Origin of the sequence: Marinomonas maritima (genome assembly GCF_024435075.2) — a bacterium.
Lineage (GTDB): Bacteria > Pseudomonadota > Gammaproteobacteria > Pseudomonadales > Marinomonadaceae > Marinomonas > Marinomonas maritima.
Map to the genome: position 1 here is coordinate 182,501 of NZ_JAMZEG020000004.1, position 22,113 is coordinate 204,613.

The 22,113-nt window shown below is 45.9% G+C and carries 18 protein-coding genes and 1 rRNA gene (1 of these 19 running past the window's edge); 5 read left to right on the plus strand and 14 right to left on the minus strand.

Features of this window, described 5'->3' with window-relative positions:
* The 9 genes from M3I01_RS16000 to guaB all read right to left on the minus strand — a co-directional run.
* Positions 1-125: ribosomal RNA gene (locus M3I01_RS16000) — 16S ribosomal RNA — on the minus strand; it reaches 1,416 nt to the left of the window's first position.
* Positions 126-548: 423 nt separating this feature from the next.
* Positions 549-1,265, minus strand: coding sequence for a DNA/RNA nuclease SfsA (gene sfsA / locus M3I01_RS16005; protein ID WP_255896926.1), 717 nt, complete (start codon positions 1,263-1,265; stop codon positions 549-551).
* Between the two features lie 145 nt (positions 1,266-1,410).
* Positions 1,411-1,602, minus strand: a complete 192-nt coding sequence (locus M3I01_RS16010) for a hypothetical protein (protein ID WP_255896927.1) — start codon at positions 1,600-1,602, stop codon at positions 1,411-1,413.
* A gap of 69 nt (positions 1,603-1,671) precedes the next feature.
* Entirely contained in the window at positions 1,672-2,070 is a 399-nt protein-coding gene (locus M3I01_RS16015; RefSeq protein ID WP_255896929.1) for a hypothetical protein, read from the minus strand.
* Positions 2,067-2,738: a DUF4056 domain-containing protein gene (locus tag M3I01_RS16020; RefSeq protein ID WP_255896930.1), complete on the minus strand. Its 672-nt coding sequence runs from the start codon at positions 2,736-2,738 to the stop codon at positions 2,067-2,069. The genes M3I01_RS16015 and M3I01_RS16020 overlap by 4 nt, the downstream gene beginning before the upstream one ends.
* Before the next feature lie 104 nt (positions 2,739-2,842).
* Positions 2,843-3,993 (minus strand): IS3 family transposase gene (locus tag M3I01_RS16025; RefSeq protein WP_275565188.1). Its coding sequence is split into 2 segments (ribosomal slippage): positions 2,843-3,756 and positions 3,756-3,993, totalling 1,152 coding nucleotides; the frame shifts between segments, so codons are not numbered across the junction.
* Positions 3,994-4,173: 180 nt separating this feature from the next.
* Entirely contained in the window at positions 4,174-5,376 is a 1,203-nt protein-coding gene (locus tag M3I01_RS16030) for a tyrosine-type recombinase/integrase (protein WP_255896931.1), read from the minus strand.
* Positions 5,377-5,681: 305 nt separating this feature from the next.
* A complete protein-coding gene (gene guaA, locus M3I01_RS16035; RefSeq protein WP_275565189.1) occupies positions 5,682-7,259 on the minus strand; it encodes a glutamine-hydrolyzing GMP synthase in 1,578 nt (525 codons plus the stop codon).
* Positions 7,260-7,389: 130 nt separating this feature from the next.
* Positions 7,390-8,856, minus strand: a complete 1,467-nt coding sequence (gene guaB, locus M3I01_RS16040) for an IMP dehydrogenase (protein WP_275565190.1) — start codon at positions 8,854-8,856, stop codon at positions 7,390-7,392.
* A gap of 93 nt (positions 8,857-8,949) precedes the next feature.
* On the opposite strand from guaB, the gene xseA reads away from it, so the two are divergent.
* On the plus strand, positions 8,950-10,299 hold the full coding sequence (gene xseA / locus M3I01_RS16045; protein ID WP_275565191.1) for an exodeoxyribonuclease VII large subunit: 1,350 nt from the start codon (positions 8,950-8,952) through the stop codon (positions 10,297-10,299).
* Positions 10,300-10,322: 23 nt separating this feature from the next.
* Here the strand turns inward: xseA and M3I01_RS16050 are convergent, their stop codons facing one another.
* From M3I01_RS16050 to M3I01_RS16060, 3 genes are all read right to left on the minus strand, one after another.
* Positions 10,323-11,072 (minus strand): DUF3726 domain-containing protein, encoded by a 750-nt coding sequence (locus M3I01_RS16050; RefSeq protein WP_255896934.1) that lies wholly within the window; start codon positions 11,070-11,072, stop codon positions 10,323-10,325.
* 13 nt (positions 11,073-11,085) lie between these two features.
* A complete protein-coding gene (locus M3I01_RS16055) occupies positions 11,086-12,792 on the minus strand; it encodes a hypothetical protein (protein ID WP_255896935.1) in 1,707 nt (568 codons plus the stop codon).
* 212 nt (positions 12,793-13,004) lie between these two features.
* Complete coding sequence (locus M3I01_RS16060; protein ID WP_255896936.1) at positions 13,005-13,907, minus strand: LysR family transcriptional regulator; 903 nt, start codon at positions 13,905-13,907, stop codon at positions 13,005-13,007.
* A gap of 93 nt (positions 13,908-14,000) precedes the next feature.
* Here M3I01_RS16060 and M3I01_RS16065 point away from each other — a divergent pair, with 93 nt between their 5' ends.
* The 4 genes from M3I01_RS16065 (at position 14,001) to M3I01_RS16080 (ending at position 18,537) form a co-directional block, all read left to right on the plus strand.
* Positions 14,001-15,446, plus strand: coding sequence for an aldehyde dehydrogenase family protein (locus tag M3I01_RS16065; protein ID WP_255896938.1), 1,446 nt, complete (start codon positions 14,001-14,003; stop codon positions 15,444-15,446).
* 13 nt (positions 15,447-15,459) lie between these two features.
* Positions 15,460-16,473: a dipeptidase gene (locus M3I01_RS16070; protein WP_255896939.1), complete on the plus strand. Its 1,014-nt coding sequence runs from the start codon at positions 15,460-15,462 to the stop codon at positions 16,471-16,473.
* Positions 16,474-16,527: 54 nt separating this feature from the next.
* Entirely contained in the window at positions 16,528-18,093 is a 1,566-nt protein-coding gene (locus M3I01_RS16075; protein WP_275565192.1) for a BCCT family transporter, read from the plus strand.
* A gap of 63 nt (positions 18,094-18,156) precedes the next feature.
* Positions 18,157-18,537: a RidA family protein gene (locus M3I01_RS16080; protein ID WP_255896941.1), complete on the plus strand. Its 381-nt coding sequence runs from the start codon at positions 18,157-18,159 to the stop codon at positions 18,535-18,537.
* A gap of 224 nt (positions 18,538-18,761) precedes the next feature.
* On the opposite strand, the gene M3I01_RS16085 is transcribed toward M3I01_RS16080, so the two are convergent.
* Together M3I01_RS16085 and M3I01_RS16090 are read right to left on the minus strand one after the other, a co-directional pair.
* Positions 18,762-20,126, minus strand: coding sequence for a sigma-54-dependent transcriptional regulator (locus M3I01_RS16085; protein WP_255896943.1), 1,365 nt, complete (start codon positions 20,124-20,126; stop codon positions 18,762-18,764).
* Complete coding sequence (locus M3I01_RS16090; protein WP_255896944.1) at positions 20,113-22,026, minus strand: sensor histidine kinase; 1,914 nt, start codon at positions 22,024-22,026, stop codon at positions 20,113-20,115. The genes M3I01_RS16085 and M3I01_RS16090 overlap by 14 nt, the downstream gene beginning before the upstream one ends.
* Positions 22,027-22,113 lie beyond the last annotated feature (87 nt).

Sequence of the window (22,113 nt, forward strand, 5' to 3'; positions counted from 1 at the left end):
TCCTACGCGTTACTCACCCGTCCGCCGCTCGTCAGCAGGAGCAAGCTCCCCTGTTACCGCTCGACTTGCATGTGTTAAGCCTGCCGCCAGCGTTCAATCTGAGCCATGATCAAACTCTTCAGTTAAAAGTTTGCTCACTCAAATCTTATTACACTAACTATAACTTAATCGATCCGTCATCCCGAAGAACAACAAATCAACATAAAGCGATTGCCGTGCAGACTCTCGTAAGACTTCAATTTTTTTGATCAACTACATCTCGGCAAAGCCGGTCTGCGATGATCTTCTGAAGCCTCTAGCGAGCGCCCACACAAATTATCTGATTATCTATTTTAAAGAGCGTGCCAACTTAAAATAAGCCACCTTCTATTAAGAAGTTAACCTGAACATCGTCTTCGTTGTTGTGAAGCGTTGTCCGTGTCAGCGAGGGCGTATATTAAGGATCTACAGATATTGTGCAACCCTTTTCCGCCAATTCTTTTGATTAATTCTAAATAAAAACAACATCGTTCGATAAATGATCTAATTTGGTGGTATTTGATTATTATCTAATCAAATACAGGCATTAACACAGGAACACGAGCTAAAACCGTCATCTCATTTTGATTAATTGTCACATTATAAGCCAACACCTCAACCCCTCTAGCGATAACTTCTTCAAATGCTTTCGCATACTTTTCATCAATATGCGCCGCGGGCGTAACAGAATCGATGCCTGTATGGCTCACACAAAAGAACATAACCGCGCGATGCCCTTCTTCTACCATTTTTGCCAACTCATAGAAATGCTTACGCCCACGCCCCGTTACCGCATCAGGAAAATAACCACGCCCGTCTTCTTCTAATAAAGTAACGTTTTTCACCTCGACATAGCACTTACGACCATCTTCACCCGTCAGCAGCCAATCAATACGACTTTTCTCGCCATACTTCACTTCGGCTTTTTGCTCGGCGTAACCCGAAAGCTCTTTTATCACGTCATTGGCAATCGCCTCACCCACTAATTTGTTCGGATAACCCGTATTAATGCAAGCCAAATACTTTTCATCTACCTCGACCAATTCCCACGTATAAGCCAGTTTGCGCTTCGGGTTATTGCTCTTAGACAACCAAACCCGAGCACCATCTTGCTGACAGCGCTTCATTGACCCCGTATTCGGGCAATGAGCAACGACGACGTCGCCATTCGGCAACTGGATATCTGATAAAAACCGTTTATAACGCTTTATCAATTTCCCTTCTATTAAAGGAGTTGGAAATTTCACAACAACGCTCCACTATTGTGTTGAAATCAATACAAATAAAAACGGCCCTTTTTACGATAAAGAGAGCCGTTTCATTAGATCATTTATTGAGTAAAAATTATTCCCACTCTATCGTTAACGAGAGCCGCAAGCCCTTTAAATACGCCTACTTGGTACTTGGCTCTGTCGTAATACCATTATTAGTACCATGTTCAGCGCTTTGTTTGGCCTTTTCTTCACGACGACGCTTCAACTCAGCACGTGCCCAAGCAGAGGACTCGGCCATATCGCGGCGGAGTTCATACATCTCTTCTACAGTGAGCAATCTAGCTCTTGATTCACTAGATAAGTTACCCATGACTTCTCCGAGCTAGCAATCACATTAGTCAGCAGATAGGTATAAAGTCTTAACGGGGCTTCAAAAATATTAATAACTAAGAACTAGTATTTCATCGTCTAAAACCTCAGCAGTTACAGAGCCATCTTCACTAACGAAAAGCTTCGAAGACACCAAGTCGGGATTAAAACCAACCATAGTCAGGCTTTCCTCTATAGCCTCTCTATCTGACTCCATCAACACTTGATCAAACATGAGAGCCTCTCTAATTGGACCGTTATCTCCAAAGGTATATTTATATAACTTTGGCTTTTGAGGCAGTGTTTCTACAATCTGCTCTACCGAGTCACTGGCCATGAAATAATATGAAAAACTGCCAAGATTCGTCTGATAGTTCTCAGAAAAAGCCAGTTTAAGAAGGTAAAATCCAAACATTGAAACACTAAGCAATAGTATTAGAGCCGTCGAATACAAATATTTCTTTCTCATTTAAGAACCTCGAAAAGGCCATCAGCCTTAGAAATATTGATCGTATTTAAAAAGCTTGGCAGATTTTTCTGATCAGGTTGCCCTCTTAAATCTAACGGGAACAAATATGGCTTTATCGTCTTATTTTTGCGCTCACCTACAGGGCCGTAAGTGTCCCAAATTTTCAGAGCTGGGTCTTTTTCAATTGGCTCACATAGTTCAATATAATCAGTAGATGGATCAATTGATCGGTAGACAGATATGAGATTTGAAATCAAATCTTCTGCACTAAACCCACTATTAGTTACGTTTCTGAAAATCCAATTGCCCTGCAAAGCTTCAAAATCATGTGATACATCGAGAACAATGGACATAAATACCGATTTTTTTTGCGATAGGTTAAGCCCTTTTTGTATAGAGTACCTCTTTTTAATTCCTACTGAGATATTTCTTTTTAGAGCTGACATTTTTTGATGGTAAGACACAATAAAATCATCGCCACCAGAAGCAGACTCAGAGCTCTCCCTAAGTATTTTTTTCCAGAGATAAAGAGCCCCATCTCCTCTTCCATTACTAGGGTATGCATGCCCGAGATCTATCCAGCCACACTGTTTGGTGTAGATAAGACCGTATTTTGTATCATCAAATGAATAATCACTTTTTCCTATGATGTCTCCGCGACTAGACATAAAAAACTACTTCCTTGCTTGAATTTTTGTCACATGTAAATCTCATAGGCAATTCTAGTCAATACCTGCATTAACAAACCCCAAAATGGTATGGACCCAGTTTCCTAGACAGTTTCTAGCTCCGTAAAATATCGCTTCTCATATTGCAGTGGCGATAATCCATTATTTGATCCATGGTGACGCTTTGGATTATAAAAGCATTCGATATAATCAAAAATCTCTGAGCGAGCATCGCTTCTTGTTTTGTAGGTTCGATTGCGCACTCTTTCTTTTTTTAACAATGAGAAAAAGCTTTCCGCAACGGCATTATCATGGCAGTTACCACGACGACTCATACTGGCTTCCAGATTATTATCTTTTAAGAAGGTTTGCCAATCTTTCGAGGTATATTGAGCCCCTTGATCTGAGTGTACTAGTACTCTTTTTGTGGGGCGTCGTCGCCAAATAGCCATGAGTAAAGCATCAATAACGGACTCCGCTGTCGCCCTTGATCTCATCGACCATCCTACGATCAATCTAGAAAATAGATCAACAGCGACGGTCACGTAAAGCCAGCCTTCTTTTGTCCGGATGTACGTAAAATCGGTTACCCATACTTGATCTGGTTCTGGGACAATAAACTCTCTATTTAGTGTATTGGGGGCCGTGTTACGCTCAGAACCACTATAAAAAACAGGGCGACGTTTGTAGCCTATTAGCGCTTTTAGACCCTCACGGCGCATTACCCTTAGCACTCGATTCTTCCCACAAGACTTACCTTCTCCTTTTAGGTCTTTGGTGATATTGCGGTAGCCGTAAACACAACCACTCTCAAGCCAGTGCGTTTTAATGTCGATGGCAAGTTGGTCATCTTCTTGTTCTCGTCGACTTTTTGGACAACTTAGCCAAGCATAAAAACCGCTCCTATGGACTTGCAGCGTTCGACACAAGACAACAATAGAATAGTCATGGAGCCGTGATTTTATGAACGTGTACTTTTCTTTGACTCCCCGGCAAAGTACACGGCGGCCTCCTTTAGAATGTCCCTCTCTTCGGTCACCCGTTTAAGTTCAGCTTTGAGTTGCTGAATCTCCGACAGAGCTGAATCGTCCGCTTTTCTATTCGCTTCAGGTTTGCTGTATCGGGCAATCCAATCATGCATACTTTTGTAACTAACGCCAAGTCGCTCAGCCACTTCTGCAATCTTATAGCCGCGCTCAGTGACTTGTTTAACGGCTTCAATTTTGAACTCATCGGTATAACGTTTTCCACTCATAATTCACCTCATGTTTACCTATTATTATATAGCTATGAGATGTCTATTAAAGTGGGTCCATACCATCTTCATATATCACCTTAGATACAAAACCACCCATAAATGGGTCTTGGCCTAAGGCCGTATGCTCAGGGCTTCTCGTTTTGCTCTTTTAACTACTTGAAAGCACAACTTTTAACATTATTTAATATGATTATCACCAACCCACTCATCAATCATATCCGCCCAATCCTGCAACATGGCCGCGCGCTGCTCTCGGTACTCGGCTTTGTTGTAGATGGCTCTGACGCCTTTCTGTTCATGGGCTAGACATTTCTCGATCCAGTCACTGTTATAACCCGCTTCATGGAGCAAGGTGCTTGCTGTGCGGCGTAGGTCGTGTGGGCCGAACTTTTCCATCGGTATACCGTCTTTTTGAGCAGCCTGGAAGGTGTATTTCAGCACCAGATTGATCGTGGCATTACTCATAGGTTGGTCAGTGTCGTAGCGAGACGGTAAAACATATTCTGAGCCGCCAGCAAAAGTCTTTAACGCAATCAGTAGATCTAATGCTTGTCGTGATAGGAACACCAGGTGAGGTTTACGGCGTTTCATACGCTCTTTAGGAATACTCCAAAGGGCTTCGCTAAAGTTGATCTCACTCCATTTCGCTTGGCACAGTTCCCCTTTTCGCACCATGGTGAGTAATAGTAATTTGGCCGCTGCGCGGTTAACTGGACTGGTACCAACTTTCTCCAGGTATTTGTACATCACGCCAATTTCTTCCGGCGAAAGCGAACGGTCCCTCGGCTGAAAACGAGCAATAGAGTTAGGGCGCACATGATCGGCAGGGTTCTCTACTTTCTGACCACGCTCCATGGCCCAACGAAACACTTGCATGAGTATTTCACGGGCATGTACAGCCGTGGCCGGCGCACCTCGTTCAACGATTCGATTAGTCAGCATCCGCAAATCTTCATGGGTGATTTCTGTTAGCTGTAGAGTACCGAATTTTGCCTTCAGCTCACGCTCGTATACTGAACGACGCATATCACGTGTGGAGTCCGCCATTTGATAACCTCGAAACCACGCCTCCGCCCAAGCCCCAAACGTTGCAGCATCTTTCACACGAGCCTTGCTGCGGGCTTTTTCCTTTGCAGGAGATCTTCCGTTCGAAATAAGTCTCTTCGCCTCTCCAAGCTGTTCACGGGCTTCTGCTAGACTGATGCCACCATTGCCATAGCGACCAAAGGTAATCGTTTCCTGGCGTCCATTGATTGAATAGTTGTATCGAAAGGACTTAGTACCCGCTGCGGTGACGGCCACGTACAGGCCATCACGGTCATTGATTTTGTAGAGTTTATCTTTTGGCTTTAGATTTCTGATCTTGGTATCGGTCAGCATAGGTATCATCCTTTCTTAATTTTAATACCATGCTGTAAAAACTCTGTTTTTAAAAAGCTTTCTCTTTTACTTTCATATAGTTAGAGAAAACCAATACCATGAGACATGAAAACATTGCGTTATGGTATCGGGATTGAGCATGGCGAGTGGAGAAAATAATACCCACTCCTATACCCCAGTCAAACCGTGCTTGAAGCTGCTAGACAGTGCCAAATGATTTGGCTGTTAGATAACAAAAAGCCCGCTAGAAAGCGGGCTTGAGAGTGTTTATTGCTGTTCAGTGCAAGGTGTTACCTAACGCTGAATTATTCCCACTCAATTGTCGCAGGTGGCTTAGAAGAAACATCGTAAGTCACGCGAGAAATGTGCTCAATCTCATTAATAATGCGACCAGATACCGTTTCCAGCAACTCGTACGGAAGATGCGCCCAACGTGCGGTCATGAAATCGATGGTTTCAACGGCGCGCAGTGCAACAACGTATTCGTAACGACGACCGTCACCGACAACGCCAACCGATTTAACTGGCAAGAAAACCGCGAACGCTTGGCTCGTCTTGTCGTACCAACCCGATCTGCGTAACTCTTCAATGAAGATAGCGTCCGCACGGCGAAGAATGTCTGCGTACTCTTTTTTCACTTCACCCAAAATACGAACACCCAGACCAGGCCCCGGGAACGGATGACGATAAACCATGCTGTGTGGCAAACCAAGCGCTACACCCAGTTTACGCACTTCATCTTTAAACAATTCGCGTAGTGGTTCAACCAACGCCATCTTCATGTCATCAGGCAAACCACCAACATTGTGGTGAGATTTGATAACGTGAGCCTTACCTGTTTTAGACGCTGCTGATTCGATCACATCAGGATAAATCGTACCCTGAGCAAGAAACTCAATATTATTCAACTTTGATGATTCTTCATCAAAAATCTCAATAAAGCTGTTACCGATAATTTTACGCTTCGCTTCAGGATCGGCTTCGCCTTTCAAACGACCCAAGAAAAGATCTTCAGCATCAACACGGATCACTTTCACGCCCATGTTATCTGCGAACATCTTCATCACCTGATCGCCTTCATTCAAACGAAGCAAGCCGTTATCAACAAAAACACAAGTCAACTGGTCGCCAATTGCTTTATGAAGTAACGCTGCCACAACGGAAGAATCCACACCGCCAGACAGCGCTAACAAAACTTGCTTATCGCCCACTTGCTCACGCATTCTTTCGATAGCATCGGTAGCAATGTTCGCCGGCGTCCATAACGTATCACAACCACAAATATCCACGATAAAACGCGTTAAAATCGCGCCTCCTTGTAGTGTGTGCGTTACTTCAGGGTGGAATTGCACACCGTAGAAATGTTTCGTTTCATTTGCCATCGCTGCGATAGCGCAACTTTCTGTCGATGCCATCAAGATAAAGTCTTTTGGCATCTCAACCACTTTATCGCCGTGGCTCATCCACACATCTAATGACGCAACACCATTATTCGCAACATGATCCTGAATATCATCAAATAAAGCAGGACCATCGTGTTTACGAATTTGCGCGTAACCAAACTCACGAATCTCAGAACCTTGGACTTTGCCGCCCAACTGCTCCGCCATGGTTTGCATGCCGTAGCAAATACCAAATACCGGCACGCCCAATGTGAATACCGCTTCTGGAGCACGAGGAGAACCTGGCTCAGGCACGGATTCAGGACCACCAGCAAGGATGATACCCTTTGGATTGAAGTCGATAACCTCTTGATCTTCCATATCAAAAGCACGAACTTCACAATAAACACCAATTTCGCGCACACGGCGTGCAATCAGCTGAGTGTACTGAGAACCGAAATCAAGAATAAGAATTTTATGAGCGTGGATATCTTGCGACATTATTAGCCATTCCTTCACTCTATTTAAAACAACAAAGCCTTTTAAATAGAAGTAATCAATAAGTAGTAAAAGCAATAAATAAAGATGGGGCGTGTTGTACGCCCCATCTCAGTGTCAAATCATCTCGAGGTTAGCCCGCGTGATAATTTGGCGCCTCTTTCGTAATAGTCACATCATGGACGTGACTTTCACGCATACCAGCCCCTGTAATTTTTGAAAACTGAGTCTTAGTACGCATGGTTTCTATATCAGCAGAACCGGTGTATCCCATTGATGAACGAACACCGCCCATCAACTGATGAACCACGGCGGCCATTGGGCCTTTTGATGGTACGCGACCTTCAATACCTTCTGGAACCAGCTTTTCAACGCTGCTAGAGTCTTGGAAATAACGATCACTAGAACCTTGAGATTGAGACATCGCACCAAGCGACCCCATACCACGGTAAGCTTTAAAGGAACGCCCTTGGAACAAAACAATTTCACCCGGCGCCTCATCGGTACCGGCAAGCAAACCGCCGACCATGATGACACTAGCACCCGCCGCAATGGCTTTACTGATATCTCCAGAAAAACGCACACCGCCATCGGCAATAACAGGAATACCACGAGGGCTCATAACTTCTGCTACATTTGCCACCGCACTGATTTGTGGAACACCCACACCAGCAACAATACGTGTAGTACAAATAGAACCCGGGCCAATACCAACTTTAACGCCGTCTGCACCTGCATCTGCAAGCGCAATTGCTGCTGCCGCCGTCGCGATATTGCCACCAATCACTTGAATGTGAGGGAAGTTATCTTTTACCCAACGCACGCGATCAATAACGCCTTTTGAATGGCCATGTGCGGTATCAACAACAATCACATCAACACCCGCATCAGACAAGGCTTTAACGCGATCACCGGTATCTGCACCAGTACCAACTGCCGCACCAACACGCAAACGACCTTGATCGTCTTTACATGCGTGAGGGAAAGTCGTTGCTTTATTAAAGTCTGTTACCGTTACCATGCCGCGTAATTCGAACTGCTCGTTCACAATAAGCACTTTTTCAATGCGGTTTTCATGGAGCAGTTTGCGGATAGAACCAGATGAAGCCCCTTCAAGCGCCGTAACAAGGCGATCTTTTGGTGTCATAATATCAGAGACTTTTTTGTCGAAGTCTTTCACGAAGCGAACATCACGGCTTGTTACAATACCAACAAGATCCGTGCCTTGAACAACAGGCACGCTTGAGATGCTGTTTGCTGCCGTCAACTCCATCAGCTCTTTCACGCTGGCTTCAGGGTTGATCGTCACAAGATCGCGAACAATACCGCTTTCGTATTTTTTAACACGACGCACTTCACGAGCTTGCTCTTGAATGGTCAAGTTTTTGTGCACAATGCCTATGCCACCTTCTTGAGCCAGAGCAATCGCCATGCGATGTTCAGTAACGGTATCCATCGCCGAAGACGTAAGCGGAATATTTAGCTCAATGTCTTTAGTGATTTTCGTTTTGAGGCTAACATCCTTAGGAAGAACTTCGGAATAGCCGGGGATAAGCAATACGTCGTCAAACGTTAAAGCTTCTTGCACGATTCGTAACATAATGGGGAGTTTCCAATGCCAACAAGGGTGTTAAGATGGCAAGTAATTCTACGCCTTTAGTTGCATTCGGTAAATCAAAACCACGAGAGATTGATGAAAAACTTTACAACTTCTGCCTCACAAGAAACCGCGTTTAGCGTCTCGCAACTAAATAGACAAATACAACAGTTACTTGAAGCCAGTTTACCGTGGGTTTTAGTCGAAGGTGAAATTTCGAATCTGGCCAAACCCGGCTCAGGACATTGGTATTTTTCCCTCAAAGACGACAAAGCCCAAATCCGCTGTGCCATGTTCAAAGGCAAAAACAGCGCGGTACGCTTTCGGCCAAAAGACGGCGATATGGTTCGACTGCGCGCTCGTGTCACTTTTTACGGCCCACGAGGCGATTGCCAACTCAGCGTCGAAAGCATGGAATCCGCTGGCGAAGGTGCATTACAACAAGCGTTCGAACGACTCAAAACCAGCTTACAGCTTGAAGGTTTGTTCGACGCCAAGCACAAAAAAACACTGCCAACCAAACCTGAACGCGTCGCCATCATCACCTCGCCCATCGGCGCGGCCGTTCGAGACATGATCATCGCCTTCCGCAGACGCTTTCCTTTAACGGAACTCACGATCTTACCCTCGTTAGTACAAGGGCAAGACGCCGCGAAAAACATTCTGCGACAACTACAACGAGCCGACGACAGCGGGCATTTCGACGCCATCGTACTGTGTCGAGGTGGCGGTTCACTAGAAGATTTATGGAGTTTCAACGACGAAGCCTTGGCCCGCGCCGTTTTTCACGCCAAAACGCCCATTGTTTCCGCGGTTGGTCATGAAACCGATTTTACCATTACCGACTTCGTCGCCGACGTTCGCGCCGCCACACCAACGGCCGCAGCCGAACTGCTCAGCCCAGATCGCAACCAACTACTTCGACAAATTGAGCAACAAGAAAAACAACTGGTTCGACGCATGTCGCGCATTCTCGAACAAAGCCAGCAACAACTCGACTTCATGACCAAGCGCATTCGTCACCCAAAAGAACGAATCGAGCAACAACAAACGCAACTCGATCAACTAAAACGCCGCTTACAACACAGCATGCAGCGCAAAGTCTCGGAACAACAGACGCAAACGGCAAATTTAGCACATCGTCTGGAAAGAAATAGTCCAACTCGACGAATCGTTCAAGACAGACAAAAACTCATCGACATCGACACTCGTCTTGCCCGCGCTTTAAGCAACACCTTAGCGAACAAACAAACCGCCTTTGCCCGAGTCATCGAAAAACTCAACCTCGTCAGCCCGCTAAACACCTTATCCCGCGGCTACGCCATCGTCTCGAAAGACAAAAAAGTGATTCGATCCATTGATGAAGTCAGCACTGGAGACTCGATTACAATACGTGTAAAAGACGGAAGTATTGACTGCTATGTCAAAAAAACTAACGTCTTTTAGGGTCACCGCAAATCATCGGAGCACTATCGCCCTCCCGCGCCTTGGCGAGATTGCTCTGTATTTTCAACCAAAATACCTTCTCCTATATCGTTAATATTAGTCCAAAGTATTTCATTAATATCAATACCAAAGTCGACACTGTACGTCTTGTTTTCTTCCACCTGCTGAGCACTAACGTGATTCGTTTTACGGTTGCCATAGGACTGTTGCAAAGAAGAAGTTAGATCGACCCGAGAGCTACAAATAATTGTCAGGGCCTGCAGGTCATCCTCGCTTGTTTGCAAATTAGTCAAGGCTTCACTGTAGCTCGGATAACGAGCACCAGCTTTAATCGCTGCGGTATGCTCAGTAACCAAGGTAACTCCATTTTTCCAATACGCCACCACACTGATCCCACGACGACCGCAGTCCGTTAACGCCTTGAGAATAAACTTCCTATTATGGCAATTACGTACCGTTACTGTCGCTATCCCGCATTCTAGTGCTTTAGCATGAGCAAGGTCCACCGACGCTGCAATACAGTTGAGTGAACTGCGTCCATGACTGTCAATAATCGCTGATGTACTGTCTTCGTAGATAACTGTACTCAACGGTTTATCATGGTCTGTCGCAATAAAAGGCAAGGCGTTTTCTAGTTCCTTTAAGCCCTCTAATCCATGCTTTTCCAGCCAAAGAATCATATTGCCGGCATCTTCATAGTTACCAACAAAATACCCTGTCGCTTCAAAGCAGCGACGTAGAGCCGCTTTTAATTCATTCATAGAAACATGCATAAAGACTCTCCTTCTATCGAGGTGCTAACGGCATAAACCAATCATCGTTAAATGTCCGACCGATGTCTTCCAATAAAGGTGCACCCTGAAACATCGTATTGCGCACCCAAAGCTTAGAGCGAGGATCAAATTTACTCACCCCAAAAAAAGCAAGCTTTGCTCTCAATAAGTGCATAGGCAAAACATCTCGCTCTAACAAGTTGGCTTGAATATCGCCATAGACACAGCGATTCATGCTTTGAATGCGGCGGACGATGCCTCTTAATTTGGGTTGCGCTACCATGAATCTAGCGGTGGTATGGTGAGGGTGGTCATTGGCATAAACACTGAGCTGGTCGTAACATTTTCGTACTGCATAACCTACCCCTAGCGCCATCTGCTTTTCTTTACCTGGCTCGGTTTGCGCATTGCCTAGACGTGGTTCCATCTTATCTTCTGAACGATACCAAAACGTCTCTTTTGTCCCTGGCTCAGAGAAATCAATGCTAAGCGCCCATGCATAGCGCTGCTCAATGACTTGCTGAAGTTGCTTTACAGGCATAAGTGGGTCTAAATCTAAAAACTCTTCTTCACAATAATAATCTTCCAAATCGTCTACCAATTCTGGATACAGCTCCAATAAAACAGACACCAGCAGTTCTTGTCCTTGTAATGAGCAATGAGACTCAGTCCAAGTCAATAATACCTCCCAACTAACCACCCCTTGAGCTGTTTGCTCTTGCATAGAAAGTAGATCTTGGATCACACGCGTATTATTATTTTTCTGCCATTCATCTTCAGTTTGAGTTTCTTGAGTGTGTTGCTGACAACGCATTAGCAGCTCCTGAAAATGCTGCTGCACCCGCTGATCAATGTTACCCAACACTCGAATTCTCGCCAGCCCAAGCTCTCGCATCGCCACCCACTGATTAATCAGCAGCGGATGATTAATCAGGTAAGGAGCCATACCTAGCCCTGTCGAATTACCAATACCGAAATAACGTTTGATGTCAGGCTGCATGGGCAAAAACGTGTTCGCAGACTGATGCTTAGCAATGTGCTCTGCTTGAAAGAGGCTAAAGTTGCGCAACATAAAACACATAAACATCTCGGCTGAAAAAGGACGCGCAAAGTCAGGCCAACGCTGTTTCACTTTCTCCCAATCCGCCATGCCAAGCTTACCACTGCCATAAACCGCAGTGGTGCGGTAGAGATAACCGACGTCGGCAATTTTCTCGACATCAGGCTGTAAACCTGCGGCAAGTTGCTTTACGACGTAATCAAAATTACGCGCACTGCGGTTAGCACGCGACAGCACAAACACCCTAGAATCCACACGTCCAGCTTCTTGCTTTGGTACATTTTGCCGCAACTGTTCTAGGTAAGTGCGGTCGACTGGTCCAGCCACCAGCGCCATGGTCAGATCCCATTGCGTTGCAATAACACGATCGTTTCGATCATTTGGCGCCAAGTAATTGGAAAAAAGTACAAAACTAAACACACCATGAGGCGCATTAATTTCATAGATTACTGTGCCATAACCTTGATCATCCAGCTCCAATTTAACCACTTCTATTCGCCACCGCTCTCGCATGATTCGACGAACAAGAATACGCATAAAACTAAGGCGGCTTTGATGCATAGCACCTAAGCGTTCAAGGTTCATCACCTGATGTGGGGGCCTTAAAGGCAAAGCGTTGCGGCCCCGAAGAGCAGCTTGGATCGCAGCTGGCGTTGTCATGATTGTTTCCTCTGATGGTGATACTCATCATTTTCATTGTTATTGCACTATGAGCATGAGGCAAGGCTGTTAGCCTACAAAATAGACGCAGCGGCGCTCACAGACAGTGCGCTATCTTCCGCCAAAGAACAGGAAACGATCAAATCAAAAGCGTCTATCGGTTGATAAGGTATTCTTATCACTATAGTGAATTACATTATTTTTACTTTCCTTTAACAGTCTAATACTCCCGATTTTTCTAGAATGAAATTTAAAAACGCATGAGCTGGCGGCGTCAACGACTTATTTTTTAACAACACTATTCCTATACGCCTAACAACATGAGGCCCCGCCAACGGAATAAAGCTAAGTTTTGTACTCTCTTGAGGAAAGGCATACCAAGGTAATGTTGTGACGCCAAAGCCCGCTTCTAACATGGCAATCAAAGAAATCATATTAGAAACATAGAATTGCGAAAGCTCTAATAATGGGCTGGCCTCACTGTCTTCAAGCAATCGAGAAGTACCATTAGTGATCAGCCGGTGCGATTTAAGCGATGTCCAATGCAAAGAAGTTTGGCGAGCCAACGGATGATCATTCGGACACACAACCCCAATTTGATCCTGCCAAATAGGAATGAACCTTTTATCTGGGTGCTCTTCCTCATGAAACAAATGCGCAATGCCGAAATCTACCTTTTGGTTTTCAATCATTTTTAGCACTGCTATCGAATTATCATCATAAAAGCTGATGTGCAAATCGGGGGCAGCACTCACAAACTCTTGCAATAAGCCAGGCAATATTCGACTGGCAATAGAAGGAACCGAAGCCAGTCGTAAATGACCAGCTTTGTTTTCTGATAATAAAGTCATGTCTTCGGCAATGCGATCGTGGTGCGCAATCAGCTCTTTCGCTTTGGGTAAAAAATACAGTCCAAAAGGAGTTAGTTCTGCTTTGGCGGTTTTTGCATTGCGCTTTTCAAACAAAGCTTCACCCAACTTGCTCTCTAAATCCCGAATAGATAGCGAAATCGCCGGCTGAGTACGATGTGCCTTTTCCGCCGCCGCATGAAAGCCTTTAAGCTCAGTAACCCAAACGAAATGACGAAGTTGAGCAATTTTTAGTTCTGGCAGCATAATAAGAATTCCTTATCACAGCATATTATTTATTAATTTTTATTATTGAAGCATACCTCCTATCATGTCTCCAACATAGTTTTGGAGGTCAATATGTCTACATCAATATTTCATAATTACATCGCGGGCGAATGGGTAAATGGTCATAACGAGCCCGTAGTAAACATCAGTCCTGCCGACATCAAAGATGTGATAGGTCATTATGCGCAAGCCGATAAAACTCAGACAGAAGCAGCAATTAATGCGGCGGTAACGGGCCAGTTAGAATGGCAAAAGAGCGGACTAGAACAGCGTTATAGTGTCTTAATGGCCATTGGTGATGAGCTAATCGCTCGTAAAGAAGAGCTGGGGAGACTCCTCGCTCGTGAAGAAGGCAAAACCTTGGCAGAGGGGATAGGTGAAACCTATCGTTCTGGTCAATTCTTTCATTATTACGCGGCTGAAGTACTTCGTCAGATGGGAGAAACGGCAGACTCAGTTCGACCTGGCGTAGAAATAGAAACTCGTCGTGAGCCTGTCGGTGTAGTGGGTATTATCACTCCGTGGAACTTCCCTACCGCTACAGGGGCCTGGAAAATAGCACCCGCTCTGGCCTTTGGGAATGCGGTGGTTTGGAAACCGGCAAATCAAGTTCCTGCTTCTGCGTGGGCGTTAACGGAGATTATTTCTCGTCAAAACTTACCTGCTGGCACCTTTAACTTGATAATGGGACCAGGCTCTGAAGTGGGTGATGCACTAATCCACTCTCGTCGTATCAACGCCCTTACGTTTACCGGTTCATTAGAAACCGGTCGTAAAGTTGCTGCCGCCACCGCGGTTAACTTAGTGAAATGTCAGTTAGAAATGGGCAGTAAAAATGCCTTGGTCGTATTAGACGATGCCGATTTAGACAACGCAGTAGAATGCGCGATCGGTGGTGCCTTTGGAGGAACCGGACAAAAATGTACTGCCTCGTCACGGTTGATTGTAACTCAAGGTATCCATGATCGTTTTGTTGATGCCATGATTGAGCGCATGAAGAAAATCGTCGTTGGGCACCCTTTAAAACCTGGCGTTCACATTGGAGCAGTTGCTGACGTTCGCCAAATGGAACAAAACCTAAATTACCTAAAAATCGCCAAAAATGAAGGTGGTAAACTGGTTTATGGCGGTAACGTGCTTACGGAAGAAACCGACGGCTATTACATGCAACCCGCTCTTTTTACTGACACCACAAATCAAATGACAATTAATCAAGAAGAAGCTTTCGCACCGATTGCGTGTGTCATTCAAGTAAAAGATTACGACGAAGCATTGACCACATTAAACGACACCCATTTTGGTTTGACTGGCGGCATATGCACCACATCATTGAAATACGCCAATGACTTTAAACGCAATGCAAAAACCGGTTGCGTCATGATCAATTTGCCGACGGCCGGCACAGACTATCATGTGCCATTTGGAGGTCGTAAAGACTCCAGTTTTGGTCCTCGTGAACAAGGCACTTATGCCAAAGAATTCTATACCGTTGTTAAAACGACCTACATTCGCGCCTAACGGGAGTTAAGTCATGAATAACGCCTTACACAAAGACTTAATAGTGATCGATGGCCTGCAATACTCTAATTGGAATAGAGCAATTTTCAAGCAGCTTCATGAAGGGGGTGTCACCATGGTACACGCAACGATTGTGTACCATGAACAAACCCGTGACACCCTTAAGCGCATTGCCGAATGGAATCGGCATTTTGAGATGAACGCCGACCTTATTATGCCCGTTCGTAGCACGACCGATATCCGACATGCCAAGCAGCAGGGGAAAGTAGGTATCATGTTTGGCGCTCAGAACTGCTCCCCGATCGAAGACGATATTGGCATGATCGAAGTGATGCGAGAACTCAACATGATGATCATGCAACTCACCTATAACAACCAAAGCCTGTTGGCATGCGGCTGTTATGAGGCCGAAGACAGTGGTGTCACACGTTTTGGTCAACAGGTAATACGTGAAATGAATCGCGTCGGCATGGTCATTGATATGAGTCACAGTGGAGAAAGAAGCACGCTTGACGCAATAGAGCTATCACAGCGTCCTATTGTCATTTCACACGCCAACCCTCTGAGCTTTCATCACGCTAAACGCAATAAGTCGGATCACGTTCTTAAAACACTAGGTGAATCTGGTGGCTTACTCGGATTTAGCCTTTACCCCTTTCATCTTAAAAATGGGCCTGACTGCACTTTAAATGATTTTTGCGACATGGTTGCCCGAACTGCCGATTTAATGGGCGTGGAACACATAGGCATAGGCACAGATCTGTGCCAAGAACAGCCAGTTTCTGTATTGGAATGGATGCGTAATGGAAGCTGGTCAAAAGAAATGGACTACGGTGAAGGATCGAAAGCGAACGCCGATTGGCCAAAGCCATTGGCTTGGTTCCATGACAGTCGTGATTTCCCAACGATCACTAATGGACTACTTAAACGTGGTTTCAGTGAAGAAAATGTCGCAAGAATAATGGGGCTCAATTGGCTCAACTTCTTTGACGATGCACTACAACCATTACCTCAATCTGCACGCTAGTCTTACCGGCGCGCCCCTGATTCAAATAAAGATAATATCCATCAGGAGACATTCATGAGCACAGTAAATAAAACAACCCCGCCTAACAGCGGGACTCAGGCAGCAAACCAAAATAGTTGGTATGCTGGCGTAGATATACCCGTTTTTCTCATCAGTGGCGGTGTCGTAACACTGTTTTGCGCACTGGCCTTATACGATATAGATTTGGTGTCTGCCTGGGTAAATACCGCGTTTATGACGTCCACAAAATACTTTGGTGCCTACTGGCAAGTACTTTTGCTGTTGACCTTTGTTATTGGTTTATTGCTTTGTATTGGTCGGACTGGGTCGGTTGTATTAGGAGGCTTAACATCCCCTGAAATCAGTACATTCCAGTGGATCTCCATCATTATGTGTACCTTACTCGCGGGAGGGGGGGTTTTCTGGGCAGCCGCAGAACCCATGGCGCACTTTACGTCACCACCTCCTTTATTTGGTGGTGATGCTGGGACGATAGACGCGGCTTATAACGCTTTGGCTCAAAGCTTTATGCACTGGGGTTTTCTTGCGTGGGCAATTCTTGGCAGCTTAACCGGTATTGTCTACATGTACCTACATTACGAAAAGGGCTTGCCTCTAAAACCGCGCACTTTGTTGTACCCCGTATTTGGTGATCGCATCATGACCGGAGCCTTCGGCTCAATTGTGGATGCTTGCTGTGTATTGGCGGTTGTAGCGGGGACAGTGGGACCGATTGGTTTTCTTGGACTACAGGTCAGTTTTGGCCTAGAAAAATTGTTTGGTATTCCCAATACTTACACGACACAGATAGTTATTCTCTTAGTGTTAATCTGCATCTACACGATTTCGGCGGTATCAGGTGTGGCGAAAGGCATTCAAATATTAAGTCGCGCTAATGTAATTTTGGCCGTCATTCTGATGGCCTTTATCCTAATTTTTGGTCCCACCAGTTTTATTATCGATGGTTATCTTCAAGGCTTTGGTCTTTATCTAGACAACTTCATTCCTATGGCGACCTTCCGAGGTGATCCAGGTTGGTTGAACTGGTGGACTGTATTCTTTTGGGGTTGGTTTCTAGGATATGGTCCACTCATGGCGATGTTTGTTGCACGTATCTCTCGCGGTCGGACTATTCGCGAAATGATTCTACTGATCTCTGTAGTGGCGCCTATTATCACCTGCTTCTGGTTCACGATCGTCGGTGGCAGTGGCTTAGCATTTGAGTTGGAAAATCCAGGTATTATTTCTGAACCTTTTACTGGTTTTAACCTACCTGCGGCATTACTAGCCATCACGGAACAATTGCCAATGGGCTTTTTAATCTCATTACTCTTTTTGATCCTTACCACGATTTTCGTAGCCACAACCGGAGACTCTATGACATATGCCATTTCTATGGTGATGACAGGCACAGATCACCCGAAAAGCTCTATCCGCATTTTCTGGGGCATTATTATGGGCGCAATGGCCGCCATATTAATATCCATTGGCTCCGGTGGTATTTCGGCACTGCAGTCTTTTATCGTTGTCACAGCCGTGCCTGTTTCTCTCGTACTGCTGCCGTCCTTATGGACCGCGCCACAAATCGCGAAGAAAATGGCCGATGAACAAGGGTTATAACGATATTTTTCACTAAGAGCGGCAGCGTCCGCTCTTTTATTCATCGCGTTTCGAGATTTTATTATGACAAAACAAACTGTAAAAACAGAGTTATACGCTTCCAAAGCTCCACTTGAGTGGGCCATCATTGCTAACGGTCAATTATCCACCGCACAAATTCCAATTGATGTAGAAGGTAACGTAGTAAAAGGAGGGATAGAAGCACAAGCTCGCCAGACGATGGACAACTTCAAACACACCATCGAAGCGGCCCAGCTATCCATGTCCGATGTCACACAAGTACTGATTTATGTGACAGGCCGTGATCAATTACCTGTTTTCAATAAAGTGTATGCGGAATATTTTACCGCACCGTACCCGAATCGAGCGGCGATGATTGTTGCTGGTTTAGCAAGAGAAGAAATGCTGTGCGAAATCGTCGCCTACGCCGCCGTACCACAATAAAAAGCTACATGGGACTTTGCATGGCAAGCGCCTTTGTTATGCAAAAATCTTCAATATCTACCTGCGAACAAGTTTCTATTTTCGAAGAGTTAGCCACTAGGTGAGAAAACCAAATCACCCAGTCATGAAGGTGGTTTTTGAATCCGCTGTAGAACTCAATTTTGAGTTTGACTCTAGAATTTTCAAATGACGCGTTATCTTAATTCCATTCACGACGAAGCAACTCACAACCCATACCTTTCTATTTTCTTGATCAATCCCTGTCGCGAAATACCAAGCTGTTTGGCGGCTTGGGTGCGATTGCCTTGGTTTTTCTCTAAGGCATGATGAATCAGTCGAATTTCAAGCGCTTTCACTTGTTCATCCAGCGTTTCTTCCGTGTCAGGAAAACGGTTTATTGTTTGATTCGCAAGCTGCACATTCGGGTACAATAGTTGAATATCCTCCATGGTGATCTGGCCTTGAGGACAAATAGACGCGACGCTTTCAAGGGCATTTTTCAATTCTCGAACATTGCCGGGCCACGTTTGATCACGAAACCATTGCACGGCTCCGGAGCTCAGCTGTAGACTTTTGGCCTGCTGATTTTGTAGACGAGAGAGAAACGCTTGCAGCAAAACGGGCACGTCTTCTAAGCGTTCAGCAAGGGATTGCGTTTCAATGTTCACGCCTTTGATTCGATAATACAAATCTTCCCGAAAACTGCCTGCACGGACTTTTTTCAGTAAATCCGCGTTCGTGGCCGAGATGACACGAATATCGATGTGTTTTTGCTCTCGTCCGCCAACGGGAAAGAAGGTGCCTTCTTGTAAAACGCGCAACAGTTTGACTTGCATCGCCAGCGGCATTTCCCCGATCTCATCAAGAAACAAGGTGCCACCATCGGCCAAGCTCAATAAACCGGCTTTGTCTTTTTCTGCGCCAGTAAACGCACCTTTCACATAACCAAACAGCTCGCTTTCCAATAAGTCCGCGGGAATCGCGCCACAATGCACGGACACAAAGGGTTTCGCGGCGCGATGACTCAAGTCATGCAGCGTTTTTGAAATTACTTCTTTCCCTGTACCCGATGGCCCCGTCACCAAAACGCGAACGTCAGTTGGCGCGATGCGTTCCACCAGCGCACGCACTTTTTGAGTACTCGTCGAATGACCAATGTACGCCGCTGCACCTTCTGGCTGTTTGGTCGATTGCTTGAGCTGATTCAGCTCTCGCTCTAACGTGGTTTTAGTGATCGCTCGACGCACTACAACTGCGAGCATGTCGGGATCAATCGGCTTGGCGATAAAATCCCACGCGCCACGCGCCACGGCTTTTAGCGCCAAATCCCGATCCGCATGTCCGGTGATAATAATCACCGGACGACCGTCAAAGTCTGCCATGGAATCCAAAGTAATTTGTGGGTCAAAATGCGGCGGCATGGACAGATCCAGCAGCACCAAATCCGCGTCAAACGTCGCGATGACCTTTCTAGCCTCTTCCAAACTTCCAGCCGCTTTTACATGGTAATCTTGATTCGCCAACCAGCGGCTCGCGAGTTCACGAAACGCCGGTTCGTCGTCCACTAAAAGGATTTTATTTTGTGTCATGAGAAGGATTTCCTACGCTGGAATGCACTGAATGTTGCGGCAAGATAAGCTCGAAAGTGACTGGCCAAGCCGTGTCAGTACGATGTTGAATACGACCGCCGTGTGCATCGACAATGCGACGCACAATGGCCAACCCTAAACCGCTGCCACCCGCGCGTTTGGTCATGAAAGGCTGAAACAACGCCTCGCCTTGCAGACTGTCATCGATTGCAGGCCCGTTGTTGTGTACGTGAATCACTACCGAGTCCGTGTTCATGCTCGCCTCAATGCAGAGTTCCCCGTCCGGCTGATTGCGTGAAAACGCCACGGCGTTGTCGATCAAATTAATAAAGACTTGCTGAAGGCGCTGCGGGTCGGCTTCTAATATGATTGATTCGGCGATGTTTACCTCGCAAGAAACGCCTTCTAACTGAGCCGGCGCCACAATACTCTTCACCAAGGCGCGCAATGGCGTCGCGCTGATTTGCAGCGTCAATCCACCGGAATACACCAGCATGTCGCTGACCAAACGATCCGCGCGTTTCAGTTGAGTTTGAATATGCTGACGTGTTTCTGGCGGCGAATCATAAGCCGCCATGGCGATAATATTAAGCGGATTACGCAATTCATGCGCCATCGCCGCTGACAAGCTGCCGAGCTCGACAAGATGTTGTTCATCCAAGCGTTTCCGCTCCGCAACCGCCAATGCCAAAGAGCGTTCCAACAAACCACAGCTGGTCGAAAACAAGGAGCCAAACACTTCTGCCGTCAGTCTCATTCCTGGGCTCGCATCATTCCAGCCTATCAATAAAAAACGCCAGCCCGACTCGGATCGAAACACACTCAGCGCCAATGTTTGTCCATTGTCTGCCTGCTTTTCATCAACAGAATCCAATCTTATATCTACGTTTTGCCTGATCTGAGAAGACAGTAAACGCTCACCAATGCCAATCAACTGAGTCCAGTCTTGCGCTTCTTTTAACTGACTCGACCACACTTCCAGCACGGTTTCATTCAATACCGCACCAGGGTAAATAACACGAGAGATAAGTCGATTTAGAGGCTGATAAATCAACGCCGACATCACTAACATCAACACCGAATACAACCATAATTGCCAGCTTGGAACATCCGCTAGCGCCTGTAAACCAACTCGACCCGACACCACACTGATCACGGCAATCAAACACAGAATCACCAGCATCATGGCGACCCAAAGCAAAGCGCGGTTGGCAAAGGCGTTGACGGAAAGAATTTGATAGCGCACCACGGCGTAAACCAAGAGCAACAAATACGTCGGTAATAACAGCATAGGATACGGAAACCAGCTAATACCAAAGGAAGGAAACACAAAGCTGGTTGCTAACAACAAGCCCCAAGCGCCCACACCAAACATGGCGAGAATCGAGCGCTTTTTATTGCCCGAATGACGATACCAACCGAACAACAAAACCCCGTGCGCCAGCATACCGGTCAAGACGGTATACGCCAGATTCCATGTTCCTGCATCGGTAAAAATGAAGAACGAACGCGTGTCTAAAGTGCCAATGGAGTCACCCGCGCCCATCCACCAGCTTTGTAATACCACGGCCAAACTGGTGGCGTAAAACCACGGAATGGCTTGCAGCAGTCGATCAAGCATGACCTCTTTCGCCGCGCCAGAATTTACAAATCGAATGGCAAAATGCAGAAAGAACGTCGGCATGAGCGGGTTCGCCAAGATGATATGAATCCCCACTGTTTCATACCCTTGGAACAAGACAACGTGACCAAAACACCAAATGGCCATCATGATGGCAAAACCCGCCAAGGCCTGTAGATCGCCTTGTTTACGGGCGCGCCACAGTAACCAAGCCGCCACCAGAAAACCACACACGCTGGAAACCAACATGGCCACTTCGAACAGTAATGAGAGCGTCAAACTGTAAACCTCGTTTACACCAATAAGTGTGGAAATCGTAAACCTCTTTTACGGCTCACGCAAAATTAAAAATTATTCCTTTAAAAT

Excerpts from the sequence above, each read along its gene's own strand:
- M3I01_RS16085 (WP_255896943.1), bottom strand. The coding sequence starts at position 20,126 with ATGACACAAAATAAAATCCTTTTAGTGGACGACGAACCGGCGTTTCGT.
- M3I01_RS16075 (WP_275565192.1), top strand. The coding sequence starts at position 16,528 with ATGAGCACAGTAAATAAAACAACCCCGCCTAACAGCGGGACTCAGGCA.
- xseA (WP_275565191.1), top strand. The coding sequence starts at position 8,950 with ATGAAAAACTTTACAACTTCTGCCTCACAAGAAACCGCGTTTAGCGTC.
- M3I01_RS16060 (WP_255896936.1), bottom strand. The coding sequence starts at position 13,907 with ATGCTGCCAGAACTAAAAATTGCTCAACTTCGTCATTTCGTTTGGGTT.
- guaB (WP_275565190.1), bottom strand. The coding sequence starts at position 8,856 with ATGTTACGAATCGTGCAAGAAGCTTTAACGTTTGACGACGTATTGCTT.
- M3I01_RS16030 (WP_255896931.1), bottom strand. The coding sequence starts at position 5,376 with ATGCTGACCGATACCAAGATCAGAAATCTAAAGCCAAAAGATAAACTC.
- M3I01_RS16080 (WP_255896941.1), top strand. The coding sequence starts at position 18,157 with ATGACAAAACAAACTGTAAAAACAGAGTTATACGCTTCCAAAGCTCCA.
- M3I01_RS16055 (WP_255896935.1), bottom strand. The coding sequence starts at position 12,792 with ATGACAACGCCAGCTGCGATCCAAGCTGCTCTTCGGGGCCGCAACGCT.
- M3I01_RS16065 (WP_255896938.1), top strand. The coding sequence starts at position 14,001 with ATGTCTACATCAATATTTCATAATTACATCGCGGGCGAATGGGTAAAT.
- M3I01_RS16070 (WP_255896939.1), top strand. The coding sequence starts at position 15,460 with ATGAATAACGCCTTACACAAAGACTTAATAGTGATCGATGGCCTGCAA.
- M3I01_RS16020 (WP_255896930.1), bottom strand. The coding sequence starts at position 2,738 with ATGTCTAGTCGCGGAGACATCATAGGAAAAAGTGATTATTCATTTGAT.
- M3I01_RS16050 (WP_255896934.1), bottom strand. The coding sequence starts at position 11,072 with ATGCATGTTTCTATGAATGAATTAAAAGCGGCTCTACGTCGCTGCTTT.
- M3I01_RS16010 (WP_255896927.1), bottom strand. The coding sequence starts at position 1,602 with ATGGGTAACTTATCTAGTGAATCAAGAGCTAGATTGCTCACTGTAGAA.
- M3I01_RS16015 (WP_255896929.1), bottom strand. The coding sequence starts at position 2,070 with ATGAGAAAGAAATATTTGTATTCGACGGCTCTAATACTATTGCTTAGT.
- guaA (WP_275565189.1), bottom strand. The coding sequence starts at position 7,259 with ATGTCGCAAGATATCCACGCTCATAAAATTCTTATTCTTGATTTCGGT.